We start from the raw sequence: 23,405 nt of genomic DNA on the forward strand, positions 1-23,405 counted from the left end.
GGGCCCGATTCGCGTTACGCGGGCCCCGGCCGCCCGCTCAGGCCGAAGCCGCCAGGAACTACACGGTTGCCGGGTGTGGCCGCGCAATCCGGACAGACGCGAGATAGATGATCCCGGCGATGAGGGGGACCACGCTCGCTGCCGCGAGTGAGACGACCGGCCCGGATCTTCCGACGATCGTGATCAGGAGGGGGAGCACGCCCAGGGCGATGAGCAACCAGCCTGCCAGGGCAGTCCGTTTGAGTCCGAGTACGGCTGCGGGGAACGCCAGGGCGATAACGCTGACAGCTACGACCGGTCCGAGGCCACTGATGAAACTTCGCGCGTACTCCGGATCAACGGCGAACCATAGGCATGCGGCTACCAAAGCAGACGTAAGTGAGATGAGCAGGGGAGCGGCAAAGGCCGGCCAAAACCAGGCGGCGGCGGCCAAGACGAGCATGGGCGCCACCCAGGCGAGGGTGACTGTCAGCCCGGCATTTCCCCCTGGATCCTCCATTGCGTAGCCCCCGATGAAGATTGCGCCGAAGCCGGTGAACACCACCATGACGGCGACGCCGATCCGTCTCAGCGCCCCGCCACGACGCAGTGGATCCTTCTGCCGGACTAAAACAACAGTCACCGCGACCGCGACCACAACTATCGCGCCGAGGGCCAGGACGATGCCGACGATCATGAGTGCCTTCCATGGATGCCAGCTTTCAGAATCTCATCCTGGCGCCCGGGCACAAGGGCAGGAAGACCCAGCAGTTATCAAGGCCAGGACGCTACAGGGGCAACCCGGTACTTTTGCCTCTGTGCCCCAACCCCGGGCGGGCGCCAGACTGACGCCACAGACCGGCGGCTTCGTTCGCGCGGACCGGAAAAGGAGTCCCATGCCCACTCGCCAGTCCCTTTCGGTTCGACCCGCTGTAACGGTGATGGCCGTGCTCGTCCTGCTCCTCACCTCGTGCGCTGCGCCGGCGGGCCAAGGCGGACCGGCGTCGTCCGGTGCCTCCATCGGCACCACCAGCCCGGCCTGTGACCTCATTACCCCGGAGATCGCAGCGAAGGCCGTACCCGGTGTCATACCTGTAGGCCAGAACACACCTGACAGGCCGATAGGCAGCAAGGCGTACTCGTGCGGCTACATGAGCAAGTCCGATAAGGGAATGACGAACCTGTCGGTGGCCCTCATATCCCCTGCTTCGGACGCCGACATCGCCAAGGCCAGGTCGACGTCGGACTGCTCACCTGTCACGGGCATCGGCGACTTTGCCTGCCTGCAGTGGACGGGCTACTTCCGCGGTGAGACAGGCGGCGCGTCCGCCAACGCCGTGCTGGCTGCGGTCCGGGGCAACGAGACGCTCGAGATGGTCTACCTGGCTTCACCACCTTCGGCGGGTGCCGGGATTCCGGATGGCAACGCCATGGCACGCGCGCTCGCGCAGGCAGCGGTGGACGCCGGCTGGGGCAACGGCTCCCCGCTCAGCGTTCCGGCCGCTCCGGCGGTGGGTGCGCCGACCACAACGAACAATCCGGTCTGCGCGCTGACCAGTCCCGATGAAGTGAGGCAGGCTTTCGGGGCGAAGTCCGCGCCGCAGGTCCTCCCGGGGGAGGTCAGCTGCCGCTACACATTCAGCGAACCGGGCACACCCGGCCCGGATTCCATGGTCTTTTCGATCGAAGTCCTCAAGGGCGCAGCGTCTTCGCTGCCCGGTCCTGGTGTGCGGGGAGAGGCAGTGGACGGGATCGGGGACAGCGCGTCCTTCTCCATGACAACTGAACCTTCCGGTCCGAAATCCCTCCGTCCGGCGGGCGACGTGCCGATCACCATCCTGATGATCTCTGCGGTGAGGGGCCAGAACATCGCCACATTCGTGGCTCAGGTCCTGATCTCACCGACGGGACCCACCGCAGAGCAGACGAAGGATCAAATGATCAACCTGGTGCGCGGCGTGGAGTTCTAAGGCCGCGCCATGTCCTCAGGCGACGGCCCCTTGAAAGTGTTTTTCGATGAGCCCCTTGATGTCATCATGGCAGCCGCCGCACCCAGTCCCGGCGCGGGTGGCGCCCGACACTTCGGCCACCGTCCCGCAGCCGTCGGTCACCGCAGCAGCGATCTTCGTTCCGCTGACCCCGGCGCAGCGGCACACCGTGCGCTCCGGGTCCACCGCACCGGCGGACACGGGCTGGTCCGGGCCGTCGAGGCGCAGCAGGAGGGACCGGTCCGCCGGCAGCTCGGCGCTGCGTTCGAACAGTCCCACCAGCTCGGCGGCGGTGCGGGGCATGCCCACCGCGACGAGGCCTTCGAGCACACCGCCGCGGGTGGTCATCTTCACGTAACGGCCGTGCTCCGGGTCAGCCCACTGCGCGATCTGCAGGCGGGGGCGGCCGTTGACGGCACCGGCGGTCAGCGCCTCCTCGTCCCAGGGTTCGGCAGCGTTGTCGCCGGCAACGGCCATGTTCAGGCCCCGGGCCTTGAGGACAATGACGCCGGCCTGTTCCTGCGGCAGCGCAGCCAGGGCATCCGCGTTCTCCTGGGTGCCGGTGGCCAGCAGGGTCAGGTACTCGGCCAGCCATTCCGCCTGCCGCCAGCCCGGTCCCACCAGTCCAGACGGTCCCTTGGCGGAACGGCACTCGGCGCAGGCGGGATCCGGGCAGCGGACCTCAGCGCAGTCGCCGATGGCGAAGATGTGCGGCTCGTGGTGGGCGCGGAGCCGGTGGTCCACGAGGATCCCGGTCCCGGTGGAGAGGCCGCAGCCTTCGGCCAGTTCGGTGCGCGGGCGGACGCCGCAGGACAGGACCAGGAGGTCGCCGTCGATCGCCGAACCGTCGTCGAGCAGCAGCGCCGAGAATCCGCCGTCGGGGGAGTTGTGTTCCACGCCGGTGGACCTGGCGTTGCCTGCCATCCGGACGCCGCAGCGGCGCAGCCCGGCGGCAAGGACTGCTCCGCCGCCGCGGTCGATGTTGCGCCCCAGCGGGTGGGGGCCGTTGTGCACCACAGTGACGGTGGCGCCTTCCTCGGCAGCCGCCAAGGCTGTTTCGAGGCCGAGGACGCCGCCGCCGAGGACCACCACACGCTTGCCGCCGTCGACAGCCTGCCGGAGCACGGCGGCGTCGGCGAGGTCCCGCAGGGCCGTGACCCCTGCCGGGAGCACGGGGGAGGCGGGGTCCGGGTTGATGCCGGTGAGGTTGGGGATGACTGGCCGGGAGCCGGTGGCGAAAACCAGCCGTTCGTAGTGGGCGGAGCTGCCGTCCGTGAGGAGGACCTGCTGCCGGGCGCGGTCCACGCGGCGCACCCGCACACCAAGCCGGACATCAACACCTTCGGCTGCCAGCGCTGCGGCATCGGAGAGGGCCAACGCTTCCGCGGTGGTGCGGCCCACGCCAAGATCGGCCACCAGGACACGGTTGTAGGCAGCCTCGGTCTCCTCGCCGACCACCGTCAGCTGTACATGGCCTTCGCGGACCGCGGGCAGCAGCTCGTCGATCAGGCGCGCGGCCACCGGGCCGAAACCGACAACGACAACTTGCTCGCTCATGAGGCCTCCGTCATTTGGGGAACGTTGTTGTGGAGTTGGGGTGCTGCGGCAGCCCTGACCCAGACTCTGTTGAACTTGAACTCGGGCATCCCGGAGATGGGGTCCGTGGCGGCTTCCGTGAGGCGGTTGGCGCTTTCAAGTTCCGGGAAATGGAAGGGCAGGAAGACAGTTTCCGGGCGGATCGTGGTGCTGAGCTCGGCCCGGCACACCACCTCGCCGCGTTCATTGGCCACCGAGACAAACGAACCCTCGGTGATGCCCATGGCGGCGGCGGCGGCGGGATGGATCTGCATTTTCGCTTCGGGCTGCGAAGCGAGCAGTTCGGACACCCGCCGGGTCTGCGCGCCGGACTGGTAGTGCTCCAGGAGGCGCCCGGTGATGAGGGTCATGGTCCTGGCCATGGGGTCAGGATTGGCAGCGGGCGTACGACGGCGGCGCGGCGTCACCGGGGTCATGACGGCCTTGCCGCCCGGGTGGGCGAACGCGTCCAGGAAGAGCCGCGGTGTCCCGGTGCTGCCTGCCGGGTAGGGCCAGTAGGCGGCCTCGCCGCGGTCCAGCATGGCGTAATCGATGCCGGAGTAGTCGGCATGGCCGCCCGCGGAAGCTAGCCGCAGCTCCTCGAAGACCGTTTCCGGGTCCTCGCTGTAGGTCGACGGCGCCTCAAGGGCTTCCGCCAGCCGTGCCATGATCCACAGCTCGCTGCGGGCACCGGCGGGGGGCTGCAGCGCACGGCGGCGGCGCAGGACGCGTCCTTCCAGGTTGGTCAGCGTGCCTTCCTCTTCGGCCCACTGGAGGACCGGGAGGATGAGGTCGGCTTCGGCTGCGGTCTCTGACATGAAGAAATCGCAGACCACCAGGAAGTCCAGGCTGCGCAGGCCCGCGATGACAGCGTTGGCATCGGGGGAGGCCACCGCAATGTTGGAGGCGTGCACAAAGAGGCACCGGACGCCGTCGGGCTGTCCGAGTGACTTGAGCAGCTGGACGGCCGGGAGGCCGGGACCGGGGATGGTTTTCTCCGGAACGCCCCACACGCCGGCCATGTGTGCCCGGGCGGCGGGGTCGGTGATTTTGCGGTAGCCGGGGAGCTGGTCGGCCTTCTGGCCGTGTTCGCGCCCGCCCTGGCCGTTGCCCTGGCCGGTGAGGGTGCCGTAGCCGCTGCGGAGTGAACCGGGCAGGCCCAGGAGCAGGCTGAGGTTGATGGCGGCCGTGGCGGTGTCGGTGCCGTCGATGTGCTGTTCCACGCCGCGGCCGGTGAGGATGTAGGAGCCGCCCTTGCGTGCGCCGTCGGCGAGCCTGCGCGCGGTTTCCCGGATCAGTTCGGCCGGAACACCGGTGAGCGACTGGACGCGTTCGGGCCAGAAGGAGTTCACGCTGCGGACCACGGCGTCGTAGCCGGCTGTCCGTTCCCGGACGTAGGCCTGATCGGCCAGGCCCTCGTGGACCACCACGTGGGAGATGCCCAGCAGGAGGGTGAGGTCGGTGCCCGGCAGTGGCTGGAGGTGGAGGCCGCCGCCGTCGGACGTGAACGCGGCCGTGGCGGAACGGCGGGGATCAACAACGATCAGCCCGCCGGCGTCGCGGGCGCCTTTGAGGTGCTGGACAAAAGGCGGCATGGTTTCGGCGACGTTGGAGCCGAGCATCAGAATGGTGCTGGCGGTGTCCAGATCCGCCAGCGGGAAGGGGAGGCCGCGGTCCAGGCCGAAGGCCCGCATTCCGGCGGCCGCGGCGGAGGACATGCAGAATCGTCCGTTGTAGTCGATCCGGGAGGTGCCCAGGGCCAGGCGGGCGAACTTGCCCAGCATGTAGGCCTTTTCGTTGGTGAGGCCGCCGCCGCCGAAAACGCCGACGGCGTCCTTTCCGTAGCGGGACTGCGTTTCCTTGACGGCGGTGGTGACCAGGCCCAGTGCCTGGTCCCAGCCGATGGGACGGTGCACGCCGTCCGCACCCTTCAGGAGGGGTTCGGTGACACGGCCGGGGTGGTTCAGGAGCGTGGCGGAGGTCCAGCCCTTCCGGCACAGGCCGCCGCGGTTGGTGGGGAAGTCCCGGCCGCTGACTTCCAGGAGGGGTGCCGCGGGGGAGGCGAACCCGGCAGCCGGCGCAGCGGGTCCAGCCGTTTCAGCCGGCACGGGGACTGACCCCGGCTCGGAAGCCGGGGTCAGTCCCGTTGGAGACTTGAGCGTCATGGCGCACTGCAGGGCGCAGTAAGGGCAGTGCGTGTCGGCGCTTTTGGTCATGTTAGACGTGTCCCATCGCGTTTCGGTTGGCGTTGCGGATGTAGCAGAACCAGCAGACAACCAGCATGAGCACATACGCTCCCACGAAACCGTAGAAGGCCGGTGTGTAGGATCCGCTGGCGGTGTTGGAGGCGTTCAGCACCTGCGGGATAACGAATCCGCCGTAGGCGCCGATGGCCGAGATGAGGCCAAGGGCGGAGGACGCAAGCCGCTGCGTTGCCACGGTGCTGGCCCCGGACTTCGCTGCCCGGCTGGAGGTGGCGAAGATGATGGGGATCATCCGGTAGGTGGCGCCGTTGCCGAAGCCGCTGGCGGTGAAGAGCATCAGGAAGAGGACCAGGAACAGCCAGAAGTTCTTCAGCGGCAGGGTCCAGATCATGGTGAGCGTGATGACGGCCATGGAGGCGAAAGCGGCCACGGTCATGCGGGCGCCGCCCATGCGGTCAGCCATGCGTCCGCCGTAGGGGCGGGCCAGTGAACCGACCAGGGGGCCGAGGAAGGCGAGTGAGAGCGCCACGGTTCCGACTCCGATGGAGGAGAAAGCCGGGAAGTAGTCCTTGATGAGCTTGGGGAACACACCGGCGAAGCCGATGAAGGAGCCGAAGGTGCCGATGTAGAGCAGTGCCATGATCCACAGGTGCGGTTCCTTCAGCGCTGCCACTGAGCCGGCCACGTCACCCTTGGCGCTGGTGAGGTTGTCCATGTACTTCCAGGCGCCGAACGCGGCGATCAGGATGAACGGGACCCACATCCAGCCGGCCATGGGCAGGTTGACGCTGCCGACGGCGAGGAGGGTGATGACAATCGGGACGGCGAGCTGTGCGACGGCGGCACCCATGTTGCCGCCGGCGGCGTTCAGGCCCAGGGCCCAGCCCTTTTCGCGGGCCGGGTAGAAGAAGGTGATGTTGGCCATCGAGCTGGCGAAGTTGCCGCCGCCGAAGCCTGCGAGGGCTGCCACCAGGAGCATGACCCCGAACGGGGTTCCGGGGTTGGAGACGCAGAGCCCCAGGCCGATCGCGGGAATCAGGAGGAGGAGTGCGGACACTATGGTCCAGTTCCGGCCGCCGAAGCGGGGAACCATGAAGGTGTAGGGGATGCGGAGCGTGGCGCCTACCAGGCTGGGCATCGAGATCAGCCAGAAGATTTCCGACGTGGAGAAGTTGAAGCCGGCCGCGGGGAGCTGGACCACAACGATGGACCAGAGCTGCCAGACCACAAAGCCGAGGAATTCGGCGAAGATGGACCAGTTCAGGTTGCGTCGGGCGATTGAGCGGCCAGCGGATTCCCACTGCTCTTTGTTCTCGGCGTTCCAGTTGGCGATCCAGCGGCCCGGGCGGAATTCCAGGGCGGGGGCGTCAGTTGTACGGGTGGAGCCGGGCTGTGCGCTGGCGGATGGGGACACGCCTGCGTGCAACGGGTCGGTGTCTATGTCTACGGAATTGCCGGTGCCGGCATCTGCGCTGCGATCAACAGTCACGGTGTACCTCCTCTTGGGGGATGTTGTTCTTCCAAGGTAGAGAAGGTGCGTTTCGCGGACTGTCGCGGTTTGTTAACGCGCTGTGACATTTGCCTATCGGCAGCAGAAAAGAGGCGTGAGGCGATGTGAGACCATCAAGTGAGACAAATCACCCGGGTCCAGATAGTGGACTATTTGTCCATTGACTGGACGCCGGGAACTAATATTGAACTCTAACTACTGCACGCCGGGGTCTCATTCTGCCCGGCCGGTCCCCAGGAAAGTGTTTCTATGTCATCCACCCAAACCACCGCGGAGCCAGGATCCCCCAAGGCGGTGAACTCGCGCGGCCGCGTGATTGTCGCCAGCCTGATCGGCACCACTGTTGAGTTCTACGACTTCTACGTCTACGCCACAGCCGCTGTGCTGGTCTTCCCTTCGCTGTTCTTCCCCAACCAGAACGAGACCACGCAGCTGCTCAGCTCGTTCGCCGTGTTCGGCGTGGCATTCGTCGCCCGCCCGCTCGGATCAATCGTCTTTGGCCACTTCGGTGACAAGTTCGGCCGCAAGGGCACGCTGGTGGCCTCGCTGCTGACCATGGGTATTGCCACCTTCCTGATCGGCTGCCTGCCCACCGCGCTGGTCCCGGGCTGGCAGTTCTGGGCCCCGGCACTGCTTGTGGTGATGCGCTTCGCCCAGGGCCTGGCCCTCGGCGGCGAATGGAGCGGTGCCGCCTTGCTCGCCACGGAGAACGCCCCCGCCAACAAGCGCGCCATCTACGGCACGTTCCCGCAGCTGGGCGCCCCCATCGGATTCATCATCGCCAACGTGATCTTCCTGGTGGCAAGCTACGCCCTGACGCCCGCGGACTTCCTTGCCTGGGGCTGGCGCGTGCCGTTCCTGCTCAGCGCCGTCATGGTGATCATCGGCCTCTACGTGCGCCTGAAGCTGATCGAAACACCTGCTTTCACCAAGGTGCTCGAATCCAACGAGGTTGCCAAGCTGCCGCTGGCCCGGGTCTTCAAGTCCAGCTGGCGCCCGCTGATCCTGGGCACGTTCATCATGCTCGCCACCTACGTGCTCTTCTACCTGATGACCACGTTCACGCTGACCTACGGCACCCGGGCTTCCAGCCTGGACGCTGCCAGGGCCGCGGCCGAGAAGGCCGGCAAGCCGATGACGGAAGCGGCCGCGGCGGCATTCGTCCCCGGGCTTGGCTTCACCCGCAACGACTTCCTCTGGATGCTGATTGCCGGCGTCGTCTTCTTCGGCATCTTCACCCTGGTCTCCGGACCGCTGGCCGAGAAGTACGGCCGCCGCAAGATGCTGCTGGCCGTCACCGGAGGCATCTTCGTCTTCGGCCTGCTGTTCGTCCCGCTGTTCAGCGGCGGCTTTGTGGGCACCATGACCCTGCTCATCATCGGCTTCTCGCTGATGGGGCTCACCTTTGGCCCCATGGGCGCGCTGCTGCCGGAACTGTTCCCCACCAACGTGCGGTACACGGGCTCCGCCGTGAGCTACAACGTGTCCAGCATCCTGGGCGCTGCAGTGGCTCCGTTCATCGCCGTGGCGCTGTGGGAACTGGCCGACGGCAGCCCCGTGCTGGTGGGTGTCTACCTCACCGCCATGTCGGTGCTGACGCTCATCGCGCTTTTCGTGAGCAAGGAAACCCGCGACCTGGACTACGAGAACAACGTAGCCTGACGCACCGCCGTCGTACGCTCCACCCCGGATATTGACAGCACTGCCCGGCGTGATCCCTGAATAACCAGGGAACGCGCCGGGCTTTGCTGCGTCCGGGCCCCACCAACTCGGCAGGAACGCACGACGGCGGGACTCCGCCCCGCGTGGCAGGCATCAGTTGGCGTAGCGGGCCACAAAGTTGCGGAGGATCTTCATGGGCTCGGTGGCGGTGTACCGCCGCGCTTCGGCCATGAGCTCCTCGGCGGACTCCGGGGGGAAGTAGCCGGCGTGGCGGTAGATGTCGATCCTGGTGACCAGTCCTTCCGCGTCCAGTTCCGGGTGGAACTGTGTGGCGTACAGGTTCTGCTTGATGCGGAACATGTGGACGGGGCAGGCCTGGGAGGAGGCCAGCCGCACCGCGTGGGAGGGCAACGTGGTGCAAGCCTCCTTGTGCCCGGTGAAGGCGGTGAAACGCCGGGGCATCCCGTGCAGGAGCGGATCCGAGAGCCCGGCCTCCGTCAGCTCGATTTCCACCCCGCCCAGCTGTTCGCCAAAGGTCCTGTCGATCACGGCGCCCTGGTGCCTGCCCAGGGTCCCCACCCCGTAGCAGGCGCCGAGGAAGGGGAAGTCCAGGTCCACTATCCGGTCAAGCAGACCGGCCAGTTCCCGCTCCACCCGGTGCTGGGTGTCGCTCTTCTGGTCTGCAGGATCGCTGGACGTGAAAGGGCTGCCGCCCACGATCACTCCCGAGTACTCGTCCAGGTCAAGCTCCGGCAGGGGAGCTGCCTCGAGCCGGATGCGGCGCAGCTGATCCGGCGCCAGCTGCCCGTACCTCAGGTAGGCGGCGTACTCGTCATCGGCGGCGGCGTCTTCGGCCCGGGAGGCCAGGAGCAGGAAAGGCTTCACACGCTAAGTGTGCCCCGGGCCGGTTTCCCAATGCCAGCGCCGGGGCAGCGCCGGCGCCGGATCACCGCCACGGCAGGGCGGCGGCGCGGCGGCGACACTGCGTGTACGGCTGCGCCTACGGCTCCGCTGTCAGTTGCCGGCAGTATGTGCCAGTGAATGCCGGGACTGCGGCTGTGCGGCGGGGTCCGCATGCCGGTGGACCAGCTTCCAGAAGCCCTCTTCACGCCGGAAGATGCTCGTGACACGGAGCGCGAATTCCTCGGGGGCGGGTGCACCCTCCACCCGGGCCTTGAAATGCTCCGTCTCCACCAGGTACGCGGTGTTCAGGGCCGTGTAGGACGTGATGGTGTCGAATCCGAGCATCTCTCCGTCGTGGAAATAGCGGGCAGCCTGGTCAAGCCGGGCCTCCACCTGCGCCCAGCCGCGTGCGATGCCGCCGAACGGATTGGCGAGCGTGACGTCGTCGAGCCTGGAGTACAGGTCCTTCACCGGGCCCGGGTTTCCGCGCGTGATCTCCGGGACGGCAAGGTGGTAACGGTCCACTTCTTCTTCAAAACTTGGTGCGAGCATGGTGTGCCTCCGGCAGGGTCTAGTCTTCGATCGTGGCGATGATGGCGCCGGCCGAAACCGTCTCGCCGGCGTTGGCAACCAGGCCAACGATGATCCCGGAGCGGTGCGCAGTGAGGGGCTGTTCCATCTTCATCGCTTCGAGCACCACCACGAGGTCGCCCTCGGTCACTGCGTCGCCGTTGGTAACGGCGACCTTGACGATGGTGCCCTGCATCGGAGAAGTCAGGGCGTTGCCCGTGGCTGCCGCTGCCTGGCCGCCGGTACGGAGGCGCTTCTTCGACTTGCCGGGCTTGGCGCCGGCGCCCGCGCCGGTCCCGATCGAACCCAGGGAGGCCGGCAGCACAACCTCAAGCCGTTTGCCGCCGACTTCAACCGTGACGCGCTGCCGTTCGCCGGCGTCGGGCGTTTCAGCCTCGGTGCCGGTCGGTGTCCAGGCAGGCAGGTTGTTGACGAATTCAGTTTCGATCCACCGGGTGTGGATGCTGAACGGCCCCTCCGCGGGTGCGAAGGCGGGGTTGCTGACAACGGCCAGGTCGAAGGGGATGACGGTGGGAATGCCTTCCACCACCATTTCCTCCAGGGCCCGGCGGGAACGCTGCAGCGCCTGGGTGCGGGTGGCTCCGGTGACGATCAGTTTGGAGAGCATCGAGTCGAAGTTGCCGCTGATGACATCGCCCTGCTCCACGCCGGAGTCGATGCGGATCCCGGGGCCCGTGGGGTTCTTCAGTGTGGTGATGGTGCCGGGCGCCGGCATGAAGTTCCGGCCAGGGTCCTCGCCGGTGATGCGGAACTCGATGGAGTGGCCGCGGACCTCGGGGTCGCCGTAGCCGAGCTCTTCGCCCCGGGCCAGGCGGAACTGCTCGCGGACCAGGTCAATGCCCGTGACCTCTTCGGAGACGCAGTGCTCCACCTGGAGGCGGGTGTTGACTTCGAGGAAGGAAATGGTGCCGTCCTGGCCCACCAGGAACTCGCAGGTGCCCGCACCGAGGTAGCCGGCTTCCTTCAGGATCGCCTTGGAGGATTCGTAGAGGCGGCGGTTCTGCTCTTCGGTGAGGAACGGCGCGGGGGCTTCTTCCACCAGCTTCTGGTTGCGGCGCTGCAGGGAGCAGTCGCGGGTGGAGACCACCACCACGTTGCCGTGGGCATCGGCGAGGCACTGGGTTTCGACGTGGCGGGGCGCGTCCAGGAACCGCTCGATGAAGCATTCGCCCCTGCCGAAAGCAGCGGTGGCTTCGCGCACGGCGGATTCGAACAGTTCGGGGATTTCCTCGCGGGTGCGGGCCACCTTGATGCCGCGGCCGCCGCCGCCGAAGGCGGCCTTAATGGCGACCGGAAGGCCGAATTTGTCGACGAAGTCGAGGATTTCTTCCGCCGACTGGACGGGATCGGCCGTGCCGGGGACCTGGGGTGCGCCCACCTTCTCAGCGATGTGGCGGGCCTGCACTTTGTCGCCCAGGGCCGAGATCGCGTCCGGTGAGGGGCCGATCCAGGTGATGCCGGCGTCGATCACTCGGGCGGCGAACTGGGCGTTCTCCGCCAGGAAGCCGTAGCCCGGGTGGATGGCGTCGGCGCCGGAGGCAATGGCGGCCTCGATGATCTTGTCCATCACGAGGTAGGACTCGGCAGCGGTGTTTCCACCCAGGGAGTAGGCCTCGTCTGCAAGCCGGGCATGCAGCGCATCGCGGTCGGGATCCGCGTAGACAGCCACGGAGGCAATGCCTTCGTCGCGGGCCGCCCGGATGATCCGGACTGCGATTTCACCACGGTTGGCGATCAGCACCTTTGTGAGGTTCGACTGCACGGGCTTTGCGGACTGCTCCAAATTTGCTGACAAGGCGTCTCCTTCTTTCCTTCAGGGAGCCTAGCGCGATTTTGTGGGTTCCGCCGATATTACTTGCTGATTCCGTGGGTAAACGGGCAGGGCTTTGTAGGGAACCTACAAAGCCCTGCCTAATTGCTTTCCTTTAGTCCGCAAGCCACAGCTCGGTGATGCGCACGTTCGCCTGTCCCAGGAGGTTCCGGAGCGTGGAAATGGACAGCCCGACGACGGCGTGCGGGTCGCCGTCGACCTTCCGGATGAAGGCACCGCCGAAGCCGTCGATGGTGAACGAGCCGGCACAATTCAACGGTTCACCGGTGGCGATGTAAGCATCGATCTCCTCCGGTGCCATCTCCATGAAGTGGACCTCCGCCGAGGCGACCGCCCCGAGGGTGGCGCCGGACCCCGGTGCTGACCCGGCGGCGTCGGACGGGTCGTCGTCTGATGCGTCCGACGCGTCGCTCACGGCGGCCGTGGCGCGGCAGTCCACCAGCCAGTGGCCGGTGTGGAGCACCCCGCTGCGCCCGCTCATCCGGAGCATCCGCTCACGGGCGACGGCGGCGGTGTACGGCTTGCCGTGCGACTCGCCGTCGAACTCGAAGACGGAGTCACAGCCGATGACCAGCGCACCCTCCGCCTCGGGTAACGCGGCAACCGCCTCCGCTTTGGCGCGGGCAAGCAGCAGCGCAGTATCGTACGGGTCCGTGACGCCGTAGCGGGCCTGGACTGCGTCCTCGTCCACGTCGGACACCAGCACCGTATGCCGGATTCCCGCCTCGGCGAGGAGTTTGGTGCGGGCGGGGGACTGGGAGGCGAGGATCAGGCGGGTCACCGTTTCAGCTTAATGGACCCGCTCGCTGACCTTGTTCCGGCCGCCCGCCAGGCGCTCAAGCTTGGCGCCTTCCACGTCCACGTCCGGCAGGATCCGGTCCAGCCACCTGGGCAGCCACCAGGTTCTCTCGCCGAGAAGGTACATGAGCGCCGGCACGATTGTCATGCGCACCACGAAGGCATCGAGCAGCACACCGAACGCCATGGCGAAGCCCAGGGGCCGGACCATGGTCAGGTGGCTGAAGATGAAGCCGGCAAAGACGCTGACCATGATGATCGCAGCGGCGGTGACCACAGCCGCTGCGTGGCTGAAGCCGATCCGGACAGCCTTTTTGGCCGGGGCGCCATGCATGTAGGACTCGCGCATTCCGGAGGCGATGAACACCTGGTAGTCCATGGCCAGGCCGAACAGGACACCGATCAGGATGATGGGCAGGAAGCTGAGCACCGCGCCGGGATTGGCGACGTCGAACACGCCGCCCAGCCAGCCCCACTGGTAGACGGCCACCACGAGGCCGAAGGCTGCTGCCAGGGACAACAGGAAGCCGCCGGTAGCCAGGAGGGGAACCACAATGGAGCGGAACACCAGCAGCAACAGGAGCAGGGAAAGCCCGACGACGATCGCCAGGTAGGGCGGCAGGGCGTCACCGAGTTTCGTGGAGACGTCGATGTTGCCGGCAGTCTGCCCGGTCAGGCCAATGGTGGCCCCTGTCTCGGCCTGGATCTGCGGGCCGCGTTCGCGGAGTTCGCGCACCACCTGGACAGTGCCCGCCTTGGCCGGTCCCTCTTCGGGGATGACCTGGAAAACTGCCGTGCGGCGGTCTTCACTCAGGGCGACCGGGACGGCTGCCACCACGTGGTCCACGCCCCTTATCAGGTCGGCGACGTCGTACTGCTTCTCCTGGGCCTGTGCTTCATTCAGACCGGCGGGGAACTCGCCGACCACAACAATCGGGCCGGTGACGCCTTCGCCGAAGCTGCGGGCCGTCACGTCGTAGGCCTGGTAGGCCTCGGAGTCGACCGGTTCCGAACCGCCGTCGGGCAGGGCGAGCTGAAGCTGCGCGGCCGGCAGTGCCAGTGTGCCGAGCAGGAGCACGCCTGCGACGAGCGCCACCACCGGGTGCCGCGTCACCAGGCCGCCCCAGCCACGGGTGCTTTTCTCCTCGTCCCGGGCCTCATCTGCCACCTCGTGGCCGGCCTCGGCGTTGTGGGCCTCGGCCTTCGCCCAGGCCCGACGTGAGATGATCCGCCGCCCGATCAGGGAAAGCATGGCCGGGGTCAGGGAAAGTGCCACCAGGACGGCCACGGCCACGGTGCCTGCGGCTGCCAGGCCCATCACACTCAGGAACGGCAGCCCCGGAACCACCAGGGCGGCCAGGGCAATAATCACCGTCAGGCCTGCGAAAAGCACCGCATTGCCGGAGGTTCCCGTAGCCCGCGCCACGGACTCCTCCGGATCCATCCCGGCCAGGAGCTGGGTCCGGTGCCGGTTGACGATGAACAGCGAATAGTCGATGCCGACCGCCAAGCCGAGCATCAGGGCGAGCATGGGGGAGATTGAGCTCATGTCGAACGCACCGGACAGAGCGAAGGTGATGCCCACTCCGACTCCGACGCCGATAAGCGCCATCAGCAGCGGCAGACCGGCGGCGACCAGGGTGCCGAGCATCAGGATCAGGACCAGGGCGGCCACGGCAACGCCAATGACTTCCGCGGCACCGAAGAGCTCTGAGATGTCCTCTGTGATTTCCTTGCTGGCCAATGCCGTGACGCCGGCAGCCGACGTCTCATGGGCAATCTCCTGCACCTGGTCGCGGACAGCAGGCGTGAGGGCATTGATGGAGGTGTTGAACTGCACCCGCGCCACGGCGGCCTGACCGTCCTCGGAGACGAAGCGGACGCCTTCTGAGGCTTCGGCCTGGCGCTTGCCCAGTTCCAGCTTGGCCTTGGCGGACTCAAGTTCCTTGGTTCCGGCCTCGAGCTGGGCCTGGCCCTGGGCCAGCGCGGCCTTCTGCTGTCCCAGCTGGGCTTCGATCAGGGCGGCCGGGGCGCCGGCGGCCGTAAGCTGCTGCTCCGCGGCGGAAAGCTGCGCCTTGCCGGCGTCGAGCTGCGCGCGCGAGGCGTCCAGGCGTGCCTGGCCGGACGAGAGCTGCTGCTCGCCGTCGGCGATGGCCGTCGAGGCCTGGTCCAGCTGGGCCTGGGTGGCGAACGGATCCACAGTGCCCTTCACCTCGGGCAGGTCCCGGAGCTTGTTCAGCGCATCTGTGACGGCTGCCCGGCCCGCATCCGTGAACCCGCCCGCGGGCGCTTCGAACACGATGGTGGCGGAGCCGCCTGAAGCCGACGGCAGTTCCTGCCTCAGCTTGTCTGCGATCCGCTGGGTCTCGGTGCCCGGAATCTGGAAGTTGTTGGAGAGCGTGCCGTGGAAGGCTGCGGCCGACCCGCCGACGGCCACCAGGACCGCGAGCCAGAGGGAAATGACCAGCCAGCGGTGGCGGTAGGAGAACTTGCCGATCCGGTAGAGCAACAGGGCCATGTCAGAGCCGTTCTTTGAGGAGGGTGGTGGAGGTTGGAGCCGGGCTGCTGAAGCCGGTGCCGAGGTGGCCCATGGCGTCGATAAGCAGCTGGCGGAGGATGGCGAGCGATTCGGGGGAGAGGTCTGCTCCGCAGCGCGCGAACCACACGTCCATGGCCGCTTTGCCGCAGGAGATGACGGATCCCGCCAGGGAGCGGAGGTACAGCTCGTCGACGGCCGCACCTGGCGTCGCGGCAAAGCGTTCCCGTGCTGCGCTGATGATCTGTTCGGTGCAGTGGTCCCATGCCTCAAGTTCCGAGCGGGAGAGCTGGGCGCTCTCGTGCGTGAGGGTGAACAGTTCAGCCAGCGGCGCCACTGTCATGGGATCCGCGAGCTGCATCAGGGCGGCCCGCGCGGATTCCAGGATGGGCTCGTCCGCCGGACGCTGGCGGAACTGCTGCAGGGCGGTGTCCAGGAAACCGTGGGTCATCGAGGCCAGGGCGGCTTCGGTACTGCCGAAGTAGTTGAAGAAGGTACGGCGCGAAATTCCCGCCGTTTCCGCAATATCCTCCACCGTGAAGTTTCCCGGGCCTTTGCCCCGCAGCAGCGTCAGGGCGGCGTCGGTGATGGCCTGCCGGGTGGCAGCTTTGTTCAGTTCGCGGCGCGAGAGAAGTTCGGGCATGAAATTACACTACGTGCAAGTTTGCACGCCGCGCAACTTGATTCACAGGAAGATGAAAGGTTCCGAACAGCTGTGACAGATCCTGGCGCCTGAGACTGAAAGAGTCCCGAAAGGGACAACATCACCAGCCGTCACCGGACGGCAGATCCAGGAGAGACGAATGGTACGCACTAAGAGAATTACGCTCGGCCTCACGGCTACAGCTTTGGCCCTGGGCGCCGGTATTGGGGTGGCCGGGATGGCATCGGCAACCACCACGCCGGCCCCCACCCCCAGTGCCAGCTCCAGCACCCAGGCGGACGGCAGCACCGCCGCTCCGACCGAGGGCAAGGGCGGGCGCGGTGGCCACGGCCACGGCGGTTTCCGCGGCGTGGATGCCGCCGAACTGGCCACCAAGCTCGGCGTCGACGAGGCCAAGGTTACCGAGGCCCTGCAGGCATACCGCGAAGCCAACAAGCCCACCACTCCGCCGGCCGCAGGTGAAAAACCGGACGCGGCCACCCGGGACGCGGCCCTTGCCAAGTCCTTGGCGGCGTCGCTGGGCATCGACGAGGCCAAGGTCACGGCGGCGCTCGAGGAACTCCGTACCGCTGAGCAGGCCGAACATGCCGCGGCATTGAAGACCCGGCTGGACAAGGCAGTCACCGACGGCAAGCTGACCCAGGCCGAGGCAGACGCTGTCACCAAGGCCGTTGAAGCCGGAGTGATCGGCGGCGGCGGGCGCTAACAGAGGAGCCAACGAAGAAAGCAGTCCCCGGGAGAAATCCCGGGGACTGCTTTTTTGCTAACGAAACACCCGTCAGGACTTGGCTTCGGCCAGCTCCCTGCCGGCGCCGGCCGAACCGGTACCTCCGGCGGAGGCGACGGAACCCGCAGCGGGGGTGTCGGCGTCGTCGTCCACGAACGGCGTGCCGTTGCGGGGCGCGTTGTAGAGCGTTTCGTCAAGGATGCCCTGGCGCTTGGACACGATGGTGGGGACCAGGGCCTGGCCGGCGACGTTGACCGCGGTGCGGCCCATGTCCAGGATCGGGTCAATCGCCAGCAGGAGGCCGACGCCGGCGAGCGGCAGTCCCAGCGTGGAGAGCGTCAGGGTGAGCATCACCACGGCGCCGGTGGTGCCTGCCGTTGCTGCTGAGCCGAGGACGGAGACCAAGGCAATGAGCAGGTACTGGGTGAAGTCGAGCTGGACGCCGAAGAACTGGGCCACGAAGATGGCGGAGATGGCCGGGTAGATCGCCGCGCAGCCGTCCATCTTGGTGGTGGCACCGAGGGGCACGGCAAAGGACGCGTAGGCGCGGGGAACACCCAGGCTGCGTTCGGTGACCCGCTGGGTCAGAGGCAGGGTCCCGATGGACGAGCGTGAGACAAAGGCCAGCTGAACTGCGGGCCAGACACCGGAGAAGTACTGCTTCACGGACAGGCCGTGGGTGCGGATCAGGACCGGGTAGACGACGAACAGCACCAGGGCGAGGCCAACGTAGATGGCAAACGTGAACTTGCCGAGGGCGCCGATGGTGTCCCAGCCGTAGACGGCTACGGCGTTGCCGATCAGGCCTACGGTGCCGATCGGAGCGATCCGGATGATCCACCACAGGACCTTCTGGATCACGGCCAGCGCGGAAGCGTTCAGGACCAGGAAAGGCTCGGCCGCCTTGCCCACCTTGAGGGCGGCAACGCCGACGGCGATGGCGATGACCAGGATCTGCAGCACGTTGAAGCTGACGGAGGTGCTGACAGTGGTGGCTGCGTTGGCGCTTTCCGTCACGGTGGAGCTTGCGCCGAGTCCCAGGAAGTTCTTCGGGAACAGGCCGATCAGGAAGGACCACCAGTCACCGGACTTGCCGGAGTACTTCGCTTCCTGGGTGATGCCGGTGTTGGCGCCGGGCTGCAGGAGCACACCGAGCCCGATGCCGATCAGGACGGCTATCAGTGAGGTGATGGCGAACCAGAGCAGGGTGTTCCAGGCCAGCTTGGCGGCGTTGGAGACCTGGCGCAGGTTCGAGATGGAGCTGACCACGGCCGTGAAGATCAGCGGCACCACAGCGGTCTGGAGCAGCGAAACATAGCTGGAGCCGATGGTCTGCAGCGTGGCGCCGAGGCCATTGGGCTCTGCCTTGGTGCTGCCGGTGTACTTGGCCAGCAGGCCGAGGCCCAGCCCCACGATGAGGGCGGCGATGATCTGGAAGCCGAACGAGCCAGCCCATTTGGGCAGCTGGAAGCCGGTCTTTCCTGCGGATTCGGGGGTGCGGGTTTGAGTGCTCACCAGAACACGCTAGGGCGGGACCGTGTAGCACAGCGAACGAACGTTGAGAAATATTACGCCCACTCTGCGCGTAACAAGACACGGAAGCTCCGGAAATCCGCCGTCATACAAGGCAATTGTGAAGTTATTCCCGGCCTGGCTGTGGCGAACCTCTCCTGCAACGCGGGGTCACTCGACGCCCGATATCGCCGTCGGATTGGGCATCAAGTGACCCCGCGTTGCTGTTTTAGGGGACCTTGGAGAGCAGTGCCCGGCGAAGGGTGTCGAGGCCTACGGAGCCGATGTTGAGGGCGCGGGTGTGGAACTCCTTCAGGTCGAAGCCGGGCCGGGCCTCGAGTTCGGCGCGGATCTGCTCCCAGAGGCGCTGGCCCACTTTGTAGGAGGGGGCCTGGCCCGGCCAGCCGAGGTACCGGGTGAATTCGAAGTTCAGCTGGCCCTCGCTGATGGGCAGGTTTTCCTTCAGGAAGGCATAGCCCTTGTCCGGGGTCCAGGTTCCGGTGCCCCAGCGTTCGGGGACGGGCATTTCCAGGTGGACGCCGATGTCGAACACCACGCGGGCGGCCCGCATCCGCTGCATGTCCAGCATGCCCATGTGGTCGCCGGGGTCGGTGAGGTACCCGAGTTCCTGCATGAGTTTTTCCGCATACAGCGCCCAGCCTTCGCCGTGGCCCGAGGTCCAGCAGACGTTCCGCCGCCATTTGTTGAGCAGTTCACGCCGGTAAACGGCGGTGGCTACCTGCAGGTGGTGGCCGGGAACCCCTTCGTGGAACACCGTGGTGGTCTCGGCCCAGGTGGTGAACGTGTCCTCGCCGGCCGGGACGGACCACCACATCCTGCCCGGACGGCTGAAGTCATCCGATGGGCCCGTGTAGTAAATGCCGCCCTCGTCCGTGGGGGCGATCAGGCATTCAAGCTTTTTCATCACATCGGGGATGTCGAAGTGCACCCCGGCCAGGTCCGCAACAGCCCTGTCCGAGAGTTCCTGCATCCACGACTTGAGGGCATCAGTGCCTTTGAGTTGCCGCGCCGGGTCGTTGTTGAGGTTGTCCTTGGCCTCGGCAATGCCGGCCCCGGGCTTGATGGTGGCAGTCACCTTCTCCTGCTCGGCGATAAGACGGTCGAGTTCCTGGACGCCCCACGCGTAGGTTTCCTCAAGGTCGACGGCGGCGCCCAGGAAGGAGCGTGAGGCGAGGGAGTAGCGTTCCCGGCCCACCGCATCTTTCTGCGGGGCTGCGGGAAGCAGTTCAGAGCCAAGGAATTCGGCCAGTTCCGTATAAGCGCCCCGTGCGGCGGCAGCGCCGTCGTCGAGCTTCTCCTGGATACTGCCCGGCAGGGGACCGGTAGCGGTCCGGGCACCGGCTGCGAGCTTGGCAAAGAAACCGTCCTCGGCAGCGTATTTGGTTGCCTGTTCGATCACGACTGAGACCTGGCGGGCGGCCGCCACTTTCCCCGCCTCCCTGGCCGTACGCAAGGCCTCGATGTAGCCATGGATGGCGCCGGGAACATTGAGGGCACGGCCGGCGATATGATCCCAGTGTTCCGCGGTCTCAGTGGGCATGAGGTCAAAAACCGACCGGATGTCCTGGGCCGGCGACGCGATGTTGTTCAGATTCGCTTCATCCCAGCCGGAATCGTGGATTTCCAGCTGGAGGCCCAGCCGCTCGCGCATCGCATCCAGCGTGACGGCGTCAACGTCGTCTTGCGGTACCAGGCCGGCCAGGGCAGCGAGCGCCTTCCGGGCCTCGGCCGCGAAGGCGGCGATGCCCGCGGGGGAGTAGTCCGGATACCGGGTTTCGTGGCCGGGGATGCCCAGAATGGTGGCAAACGAAGGATCCAGCCGGATCAGCGCGTCCGTGTAGTCATCCGCCACGGCATCAATGGCGGTATGGGGACGGGTGGCGGGGGCGGTTTCGGTAGTCACCCCACGAGCCTAACCCCGGCTGCGCTTCCAGGCGCCGGGTCCCGGCGTGGGGGCGAGCCGCAGCTGCTGGCGGCGGACCCAGTGCCGGACGGTGGGCTTGCCCGTATCAGAGGCTTCGGTGCCGCTGAGGGAAAGGACGACGGCGGCCAGCGCCGCAAGCTCCTCGGCGGACGGCTGCCCCTTAACAACGGAGAAAAGGGCAGCGGCGGGCTCTTCCGCAGGAACGTCTTCGGGGATCACAGCGGGATGTTTCCGTGCTTCTTGGCAGGCAGGCTTGCCCGCTTGTCACGCAGTGCCCGCAGTCCCCGGACGATCTGGGGCCTGGTTTCCGACGGTGCGATCACGGCGTCGACGTAGCCAAGCTGGGCGGCCTGGTAAGGATTCAGCAGTTCCTCTTCATACTGCCGGATGACCTCGGCGCGCCGGGCCTCGACGTCCCCGCCTGCCTCGGCAACCGATGCCAGCTCCCGGCGGTAGAGGATATTGACCGCGCCCTGGGCGCCCATCACGCCGATCTGTGCGGTGGGCCAGGCCAGGTTAAGGTCAGCGCCGAGCTTCTTGGAGCCCATCACGATGTACGCGCCGCCGTAGGCCTTGCGGGTGATGACTGTCAGCTTGGGGACGGTGGCCTCGGCGTAGGCGTACAGCAGTTTGGCGCCGCGGCGGATGATGCCCTGGAACTCCTGGTCCTTGCCGGGCAGGAAGCCGGGAACATCCACCAGGGTGATGATGGGGATGTTGAAGGCGTCGCAGTGGCGGACAAAGCGGGCGGCCTTCTCCGAGGCGGCGATGTCCAGCGTGCCGGCAAACTGCAGCGGCTGGTTGGCCACGATCCCCACGGTGTGGCCTTCAACCCGGCCGTAGCCGATGATCACGTTGGGGGCGTAGAGGGACTGCATTTCCAGGAAGTGGGCGTCGTCCACGATCTGGCCGATGACGGTGCGCATGTCGTACGGCTGGTTCGCCGAGTCCGGGATCAGCGCGTCCAGGACGAGGTCGTCGTCGTCGATTTCCAGCTCCTGCTGGTGCTCCAGCACCGGTGCCTCGGCGAGGTTGTTGGACGGCAGGAAGTCCAGCAGTTCGCGGACGAATTCAATGGCATCGGCCTCGTCGGAGGCCAGGTAGGTTGAGGTGCCCGTTGTGGCGTTGTGCTGCCGCGCCCCGCCAAGGGTTTCCATATCCACATCTTCGCCGGTGACGGTCTTGATAACGTCCGGTCCGGTAATGAACATGTGCGAGGTTTTGTCCACCATCACCACGTAGTCCGTCAGGGCGGGGGAGTAGGCCGCTCCGCCCGCGGACGGGCCCATGATGAGCGAAATCTGAGGCACCACACCGGAAGCGTGGACGTTGTTGCGGAAGATGTCCGCGAACATCGCCAGCGACGCGACACCTTCCTGGATGCGGGCACCGCCGCCGTCCAGGATGCCCACCACCGGGCAGCCGTTGCGCAGGGCAAACTCCTGGACCTTCACGATCTTCTCGCCGTTGACCTGGCTCAGCGATCCACCGAACACGGAGAAGTCCTGGCTGTAGACCGCCACCGGGCGTCCGTCCACGGTGCCGTAGCCGGAAACCAGGCCGTCGCCCAGCGGCCTCTTCTTTTCCATGCCGAAGGCGGTGGAGCGGTGCACTGCCAGGGCGTCGAATTCCACGAAGGAGCCTTCGTCCAGCAGGAGTTCGACGCGTTCGCGGGCGGTGTTCTTGCCGCGGGCGTGCTGCTTTTCGATGGCCTCCGGGCCGGAAGGCTGTTCTGCACGGGCCTGGCGGTCGCGGAAATCGGCGATTTTTCCCGCTGTCGTTGTCAGATCGTGGCTCATTCAGTGTCTCCGGCTCTGTAGCAGATTGGTGCTGTAACAATGTGGTGCTTCGTGCGGTGGTGGACGGTCCGGGTGTCGGTGGTCTTAAGTAGATTCCACACAAAATTCGGACCCTGCTCGCTAGTCTAATGACGCCCTTCGCCGCGGCGGCTGTAGAAAACCTACAATTTTCGCCCTACTTCTGGCGAGCGTCACTTATGTTACTGGTCAGTAACATAAGTCGGCTACAGTGGATCCATGACTTCGAGCAACGACGCACGGACCGCCGCGGCCCCCTATCAGTCCACTGGTTCCCTCCGGGGCCGCACCATCCTCATGTCCGGCGGAAGCCGCGGCATCGGGCTTGCCATTGCCCTCCGCGCAGCCCAGGACGGTGCCAATATTGCCCTGCTGGCCAAGACGGGCCAGCCCCATGCCAGGCTCGCCGGCACCGTTCACACCGCCGCCGGGGAGATCGAACGCGCCGGGGGACAGGCGCTGCCCCTGGTCGGTGATGTCCGCAGCGATGAGGATGTTGCAAACGCAGTGGCAGCCGCCGTCGAACGCTTTGGCGGGATAGACATCGTGCTCAACAATGCCTCGGCCATTGATCTGTCCAATACCGACCAGATCGACATGAAGCGCTACGACCTGATGCAGGACATCAACGTCAGGGGAACGTTCCTGCTCTCCAAGCTTGCCCTGCCCGCCCTGCGCCAATCAACGCAGGGCCACATCCTGACGCTCTCACCGCCCCTGAACCTCGATCCCAAATGGGCAGGCAGGCACCTCGCCTACACCATGGCCAAGTACGGCATGAGCCTGACCACCCTGGGCCTGGCCGAGGAGCTCAAAGCCGACAGCATCCACGTGAACTCCCTCTGGCCATGCACCCTGATCGATACCGCCGCCATCCGGAACATGCCGGGCGGCGAGGCGATGGTCCACGCTGCCCGCGGTCCGCAGATCATGGCCGATGCCGCCCACGCGATTCTCACCGGAACCAACCTGGCGGCCGGCGGGGCGCCCACCGGCAACTTCTACACCGACGAACAAGTGCTCACGGCGGCGGGTGTCACCGACTTCCGTCCATACAGCCTCGGAGCCGCGGAGGAGCAGCTGGTTCCGGATATCTTCCTCTGAGCAGCCGTGTCCGCCGCGTCACCATTGGGACATGTTGGCCGGCCGGCAGGCTGCGGGGC

General features: G+C 66.6%; 18 protein-coding genes. 4 read left to right on the forward strand and 14 right to left on the reverse strand.

Annotated elements, in window-relative coordinates; translation table 11 throughout:
• Window positions 1-58: 58 nt before the first annotated feature.
• Window positions 59-676: a hypothetical protein gene (locus tag ABIA70_RS08325; RefSeq protein WP_354147113.1), complete on the reverse strand. Its 618-nt coding sequence runs from the start codon at window positions 674-676 to the stop codon at window positions 59-61.
• A 199-nt stretch (window positions 677-875) separates the two neighbouring features.
• On the opposite strand from ABIA70_RS08325, the gene ABIA70_RS08330 reads away from it, so the two are divergent.
• The gene (locus tag ABIA70_RS08330; RefSeq protein ID WP_354147114.1) at window positions 876-1,949 is read left to right on the forward strand and encodes a hypothetical protein; all 1,074 of its coding nucleotides are present in this window, start codon (window positions 876-878) and stop codon (window positions 1,947-1,949) included.
• A gap of 15 nt (window positions 1,950-1,964) precedes the next feature.
• On the opposite strand, the gene ABIA70_RS08335 is transcribed toward ABIA70_RS08330, so the two are convergent.
• From ABIA70_RS08335 to ABIA70_RS08345, 3 genes are read right to left on the reverse strand one after another with little or no spacing between them, the layout of a single operon-like run.
• Window positions 1,965-3,524 (reverse strand): FAD-dependent oxidoreductase, encoded by a 1,560-nt coding sequence (locus tag ABIA70_RS08335; protein WP_354147115.1) that lies wholly within the window; start codon window positions 3,522-3,524, stop codon window positions 1,965-1,967.
• A complete protein-coding gene (locus ABIA70_RS08340; protein ID WP_354147116.1) occupies window positions 3,521-5,758 on the reverse strand; it encodes a molybdopterin oxidoreductase family protein in 2,238 nt (745 codons plus the stop codon). Before ABIA70_RS08340 ends, ABIA70_RS08335 begins: the two co-directional genes overlap by 4 nt.
• Window position 5,759: 1 nt before the next feature.
• Window positions 5,760-7,235: an MFS transporter gene (locus tag ABIA70_RS08345; RefSeq protein ID WP_354147117.1), complete on the reverse strand. Its 1,476-nt coding sequence runs from the start codon at window positions 7,233-7,235 to the stop codon at window positions 5,760-5,762.
• A 270-nt stretch (window positions 7,236-7,505) separates the two neighbouring features.
• On the opposite strand from ABIA70_RS08345, the gene ABIA70_RS08350 reads away from it, so the two are divergent.
• Window positions 7,506-8,918 (forward strand): MFS transporter, encoded by a 1,413-nt coding sequence (locus ABIA70_RS08350; RefSeq protein ID WP_354147118.1) that lies wholly within the window; start codon window positions 7,506-7,508, stop codon window positions 8,916-8,918.
• 153 nt (window positions 8,919-9,071) lie between these two features.
• Here ABIA70_RS08350 and ABIA70_RS08355 read toward each other — a convergent pair whose 3' ends face one another.
• The 6 genes from ABIA70_RS08355 to ABIA70_RS08380 form a co-directional block, all read right to left on the reverse strand.
• A complete protein-coding gene (locus ABIA70_RS08355) occupies window positions 9,072-9,803 on the reverse strand; it encodes a glutamine amidotransferase (protein WP_354147119.1) in 732 nt (243 codons plus the stop codon).
• A gap of 129 nt (window positions 9,804-9,932) precedes the next feature.
• Entirely contained in the window at window positions 9,933-10,373 is a 441-nt protein-coding gene (locus ABIA70_RS08360; protein WP_354147120.1) for a YybH family protein, read from the reverse strand.
• Window positions 10,374-10,392: 19 nt separating this feature from the next.
• On the reverse strand, window positions 10,393-12,207 hold the full coding sequence (locus tag ABIA70_RS08365; RefSeq protein WP_354147121.1) for an acetyl/propionyl/methylcrotonyl-CoA carboxylase subunit alpha: 1,815 nt from the start codon (window positions 12,205-12,207) through the stop codon (window positions 10,393-10,395).
• A gap of 130 nt (window positions 12,208-12,337) precedes the next feature.
• Window positions 12,338-13,024 (reverse strand): Maf family protein, encoded by a 687-nt coding sequence (locus ABIA70_RS08370; RefSeq protein ID WP_354147122.1) that lies wholly within the window; start codon window positions 13,022-13,024, stop codon window positions 12,338-12,340.
• 9 nt (window positions 13,025-13,033) lie between these two features.
• On the reverse strand, window positions 13,034-15,559 hold the full coding sequence (locus tag ABIA70_RS08375) for an MMPL family transporter (RefSeq protein WP_354147123.1): 2,526 nt from the start codon (window positions 15,557-15,559) through the stop codon (window positions 13,034-13,036).
• 1 nt (window position 15,560) lies between these two features.
• Window positions 15,561-16,220 carry a TetR/AcrR family transcriptional regulator gene (locus tag ABIA70_RS08380; RefSeq protein ID WP_354147124.1) on the reverse strand — a complete coding sequence of 220 codons (660 nt, stop codon included), beginning with the start codon at window positions 16,218-16,220 and terminating at the stop codon, window positions 15,561-15,563.
• A 160-nt stretch (window positions 16,221-16,380) separates the two neighbouring features.
• Between ABIA70_RS08380 and ABIA70_RS08385 the strand changes: the two genes are divergently transcribed.
• Window positions 16,381-16,947, forward strand: a complete 567-nt coding sequence (locus ABIA70_RS08385; RefSeq protein WP_354147125.1) for a Clp protease N-terminal domain-containing protein — start codon at window positions 16,381-16,383, stop codon at window positions 16,945-16,947.
• A 72-nt stretch (window positions 16,948-17,019) separates the two neighbouring features.
• Here ABIA70_RS08385 and ABIA70_RS08390 read toward each other — a convergent pair whose 3' ends face one another.
• The 4 genes from ABIA70_RS08390 to ABIA70_RS08405 form a co-directional block, all read right to left on the reverse strand.
• Window positions 17,020-18,483 carry a dicarboxylate/amino acid:cation symporter gene (locus ABIA70_RS08390; RefSeq protein ID WP_354147126.1) on the reverse strand — a complete coding sequence of 488 codons (1,464 nt, stop codon included), beginning with the start codon at window positions 18,481-18,483 and terminating at the stop codon, window positions 17,020-17,022.
• Between the two features lie 226 nt (window positions 18,484-18,709).
• Window positions 18,710-20,404 (reverse strand): DUF885 domain-containing protein, encoded by a 1,695-nt coding sequence (locus ABIA70_RS08395; protein ID WP_354147127.1) that lies wholly within the window; start codon window positions 20,402-20,404, stop codon window positions 18,710-18,712.
• Window positions 20,405-20,413: 9 nt separating this feature from the next.
• Entirely contained in the window at window positions 20,414-20,644 is a 231-nt protein-coding gene (locus ABIA70_RS08400; RefSeq protein WP_354147128.1) for an acyl-CoA carboxylase epsilon subunit, read from the reverse strand.
• A complete protein-coding gene (locus ABIA70_RS08405; RefSeq protein ID WP_354147129.1) occupies window positions 20,641-22,224 on the reverse strand; it encodes an acyl-CoA carboxylase subunit beta in 1,584 nt (527 codons plus the stop codon). Before ABIA70_RS08405 ends, ABIA70_RS08400 begins: the two co-directional genes overlap by 4 nt.
• 237 nt (window positions 22,225-22,461) lie before the next feature.
• Here ABIA70_RS08405 and ABIA70_RS08410 point away from each other — a divergent pair, with 237 nt between their 5' ends.
• Complete coding sequence (locus ABIA70_RS08410) at window positions 22,462-23,346, forward strand: SDR family oxidoreductase (protein ID WP_354147130.1); 885 nt, start codon at window positions 22,462-22,464, stop codon at window positions 23,344-23,346.
• The last annotated feature ends 59 nt before the right edge of the window (window positions 23,347-23,405 follow it).

The organism is Arthrobacter sp. 754, assembly GCF_040548695.1.
Classification (GTDB): domain Bacteria; phylum Actinomycetota; class Actinomycetes; order Actinomycetales; family Micrococcaceae; genus Arthrobacter.

What these genes read in the sequence shown, in the direction of transcription:
- ABIA70_RS08335 (WP_354147115.1), bottom strand. Translation starts at nt 3,524, where the DNA reads ATGAGCGAGCAAGTTGTCGTTGTCGGTTTCGGCCCGGTGGCCGCGCGC.
- ABIA70_RS08380 (WP_354147124.1), bottom strand. Translation starts at nt 16,220, where the DNA reads ATGCCCGAACTTCTCTCGCGCCGCGAACTGAACAAAGCTGCCACCCGG.
- ABIA70_RS08340 (WP_354147116.1), bottom strand. Translation starts at nt 5,758, where the DNA reads ATGACCAAAAGCGCCGACACGCACTGCCCTTACTGCGCCCTGCAGTGC.
- ABIA70_RS08385 (WP_354147125.1), top strand. Translation starts at nt 16,381, where the DNA reads ATGGTACGCACTAAGAGAATTACGCTCGGCCTCACGGCTACAGCTTTG.
- ABIA70_RS08330 (WP_354147114.1), top strand. Translation starts at nt 876, where the DNA reads ATGCCCACTCGCCAGTCCCTTTCGGTTCGACCCGCTGTAACGGTGATG.
- ABIA70_RS08350 (WP_354147118.1), top strand. Translation starts at nt 7,506, where the DNA reads ATGTCATCCACCCAAACCACCGCGGAGCCAGGATCCCCCAAGGCGGTG.
- ABIA70_RS08375 (WP_354147123.1), bottom strand. Translation starts at nt 15,559, where the DNA reads ATGGCCCTGTTGCTCTACCGGATCGGCAAGTTCTCCTACCGCCACCGC.
- ABIA70_RS08360 (WP_354147120.1), bottom strand. Translation starts at nt 10,373, where the DNA reads ATGCTCGCACCAAGTTTTGAAGAAGAAGTGGACCGTTACCACCTTGCC.
- ABIA70_RS08405 (WP_354147129.1), bottom strand. Translation starts at nt 22,224, where the DNA reads ATGAGCCACGATCTGACAACGACAGCGGGAAAAATCGCCGATTTCCGC.
- ABIA70_RS08410 (WP_354147130.1), top strand. Translation starts at nt 22,462, where the DNA reads ATGACTTCGAGCAACGACGCACGGACCGCCGCGGCCCCCTATCAGTCC.
- ABIA70_RS08325 (WP_354147113.1), bottom strand. Translation starts at nt 676, where the DNA reads ATGATCGTCGGCATCGTCCTGGCCCTCGGCGCGATAGTTGTGGTCGCG.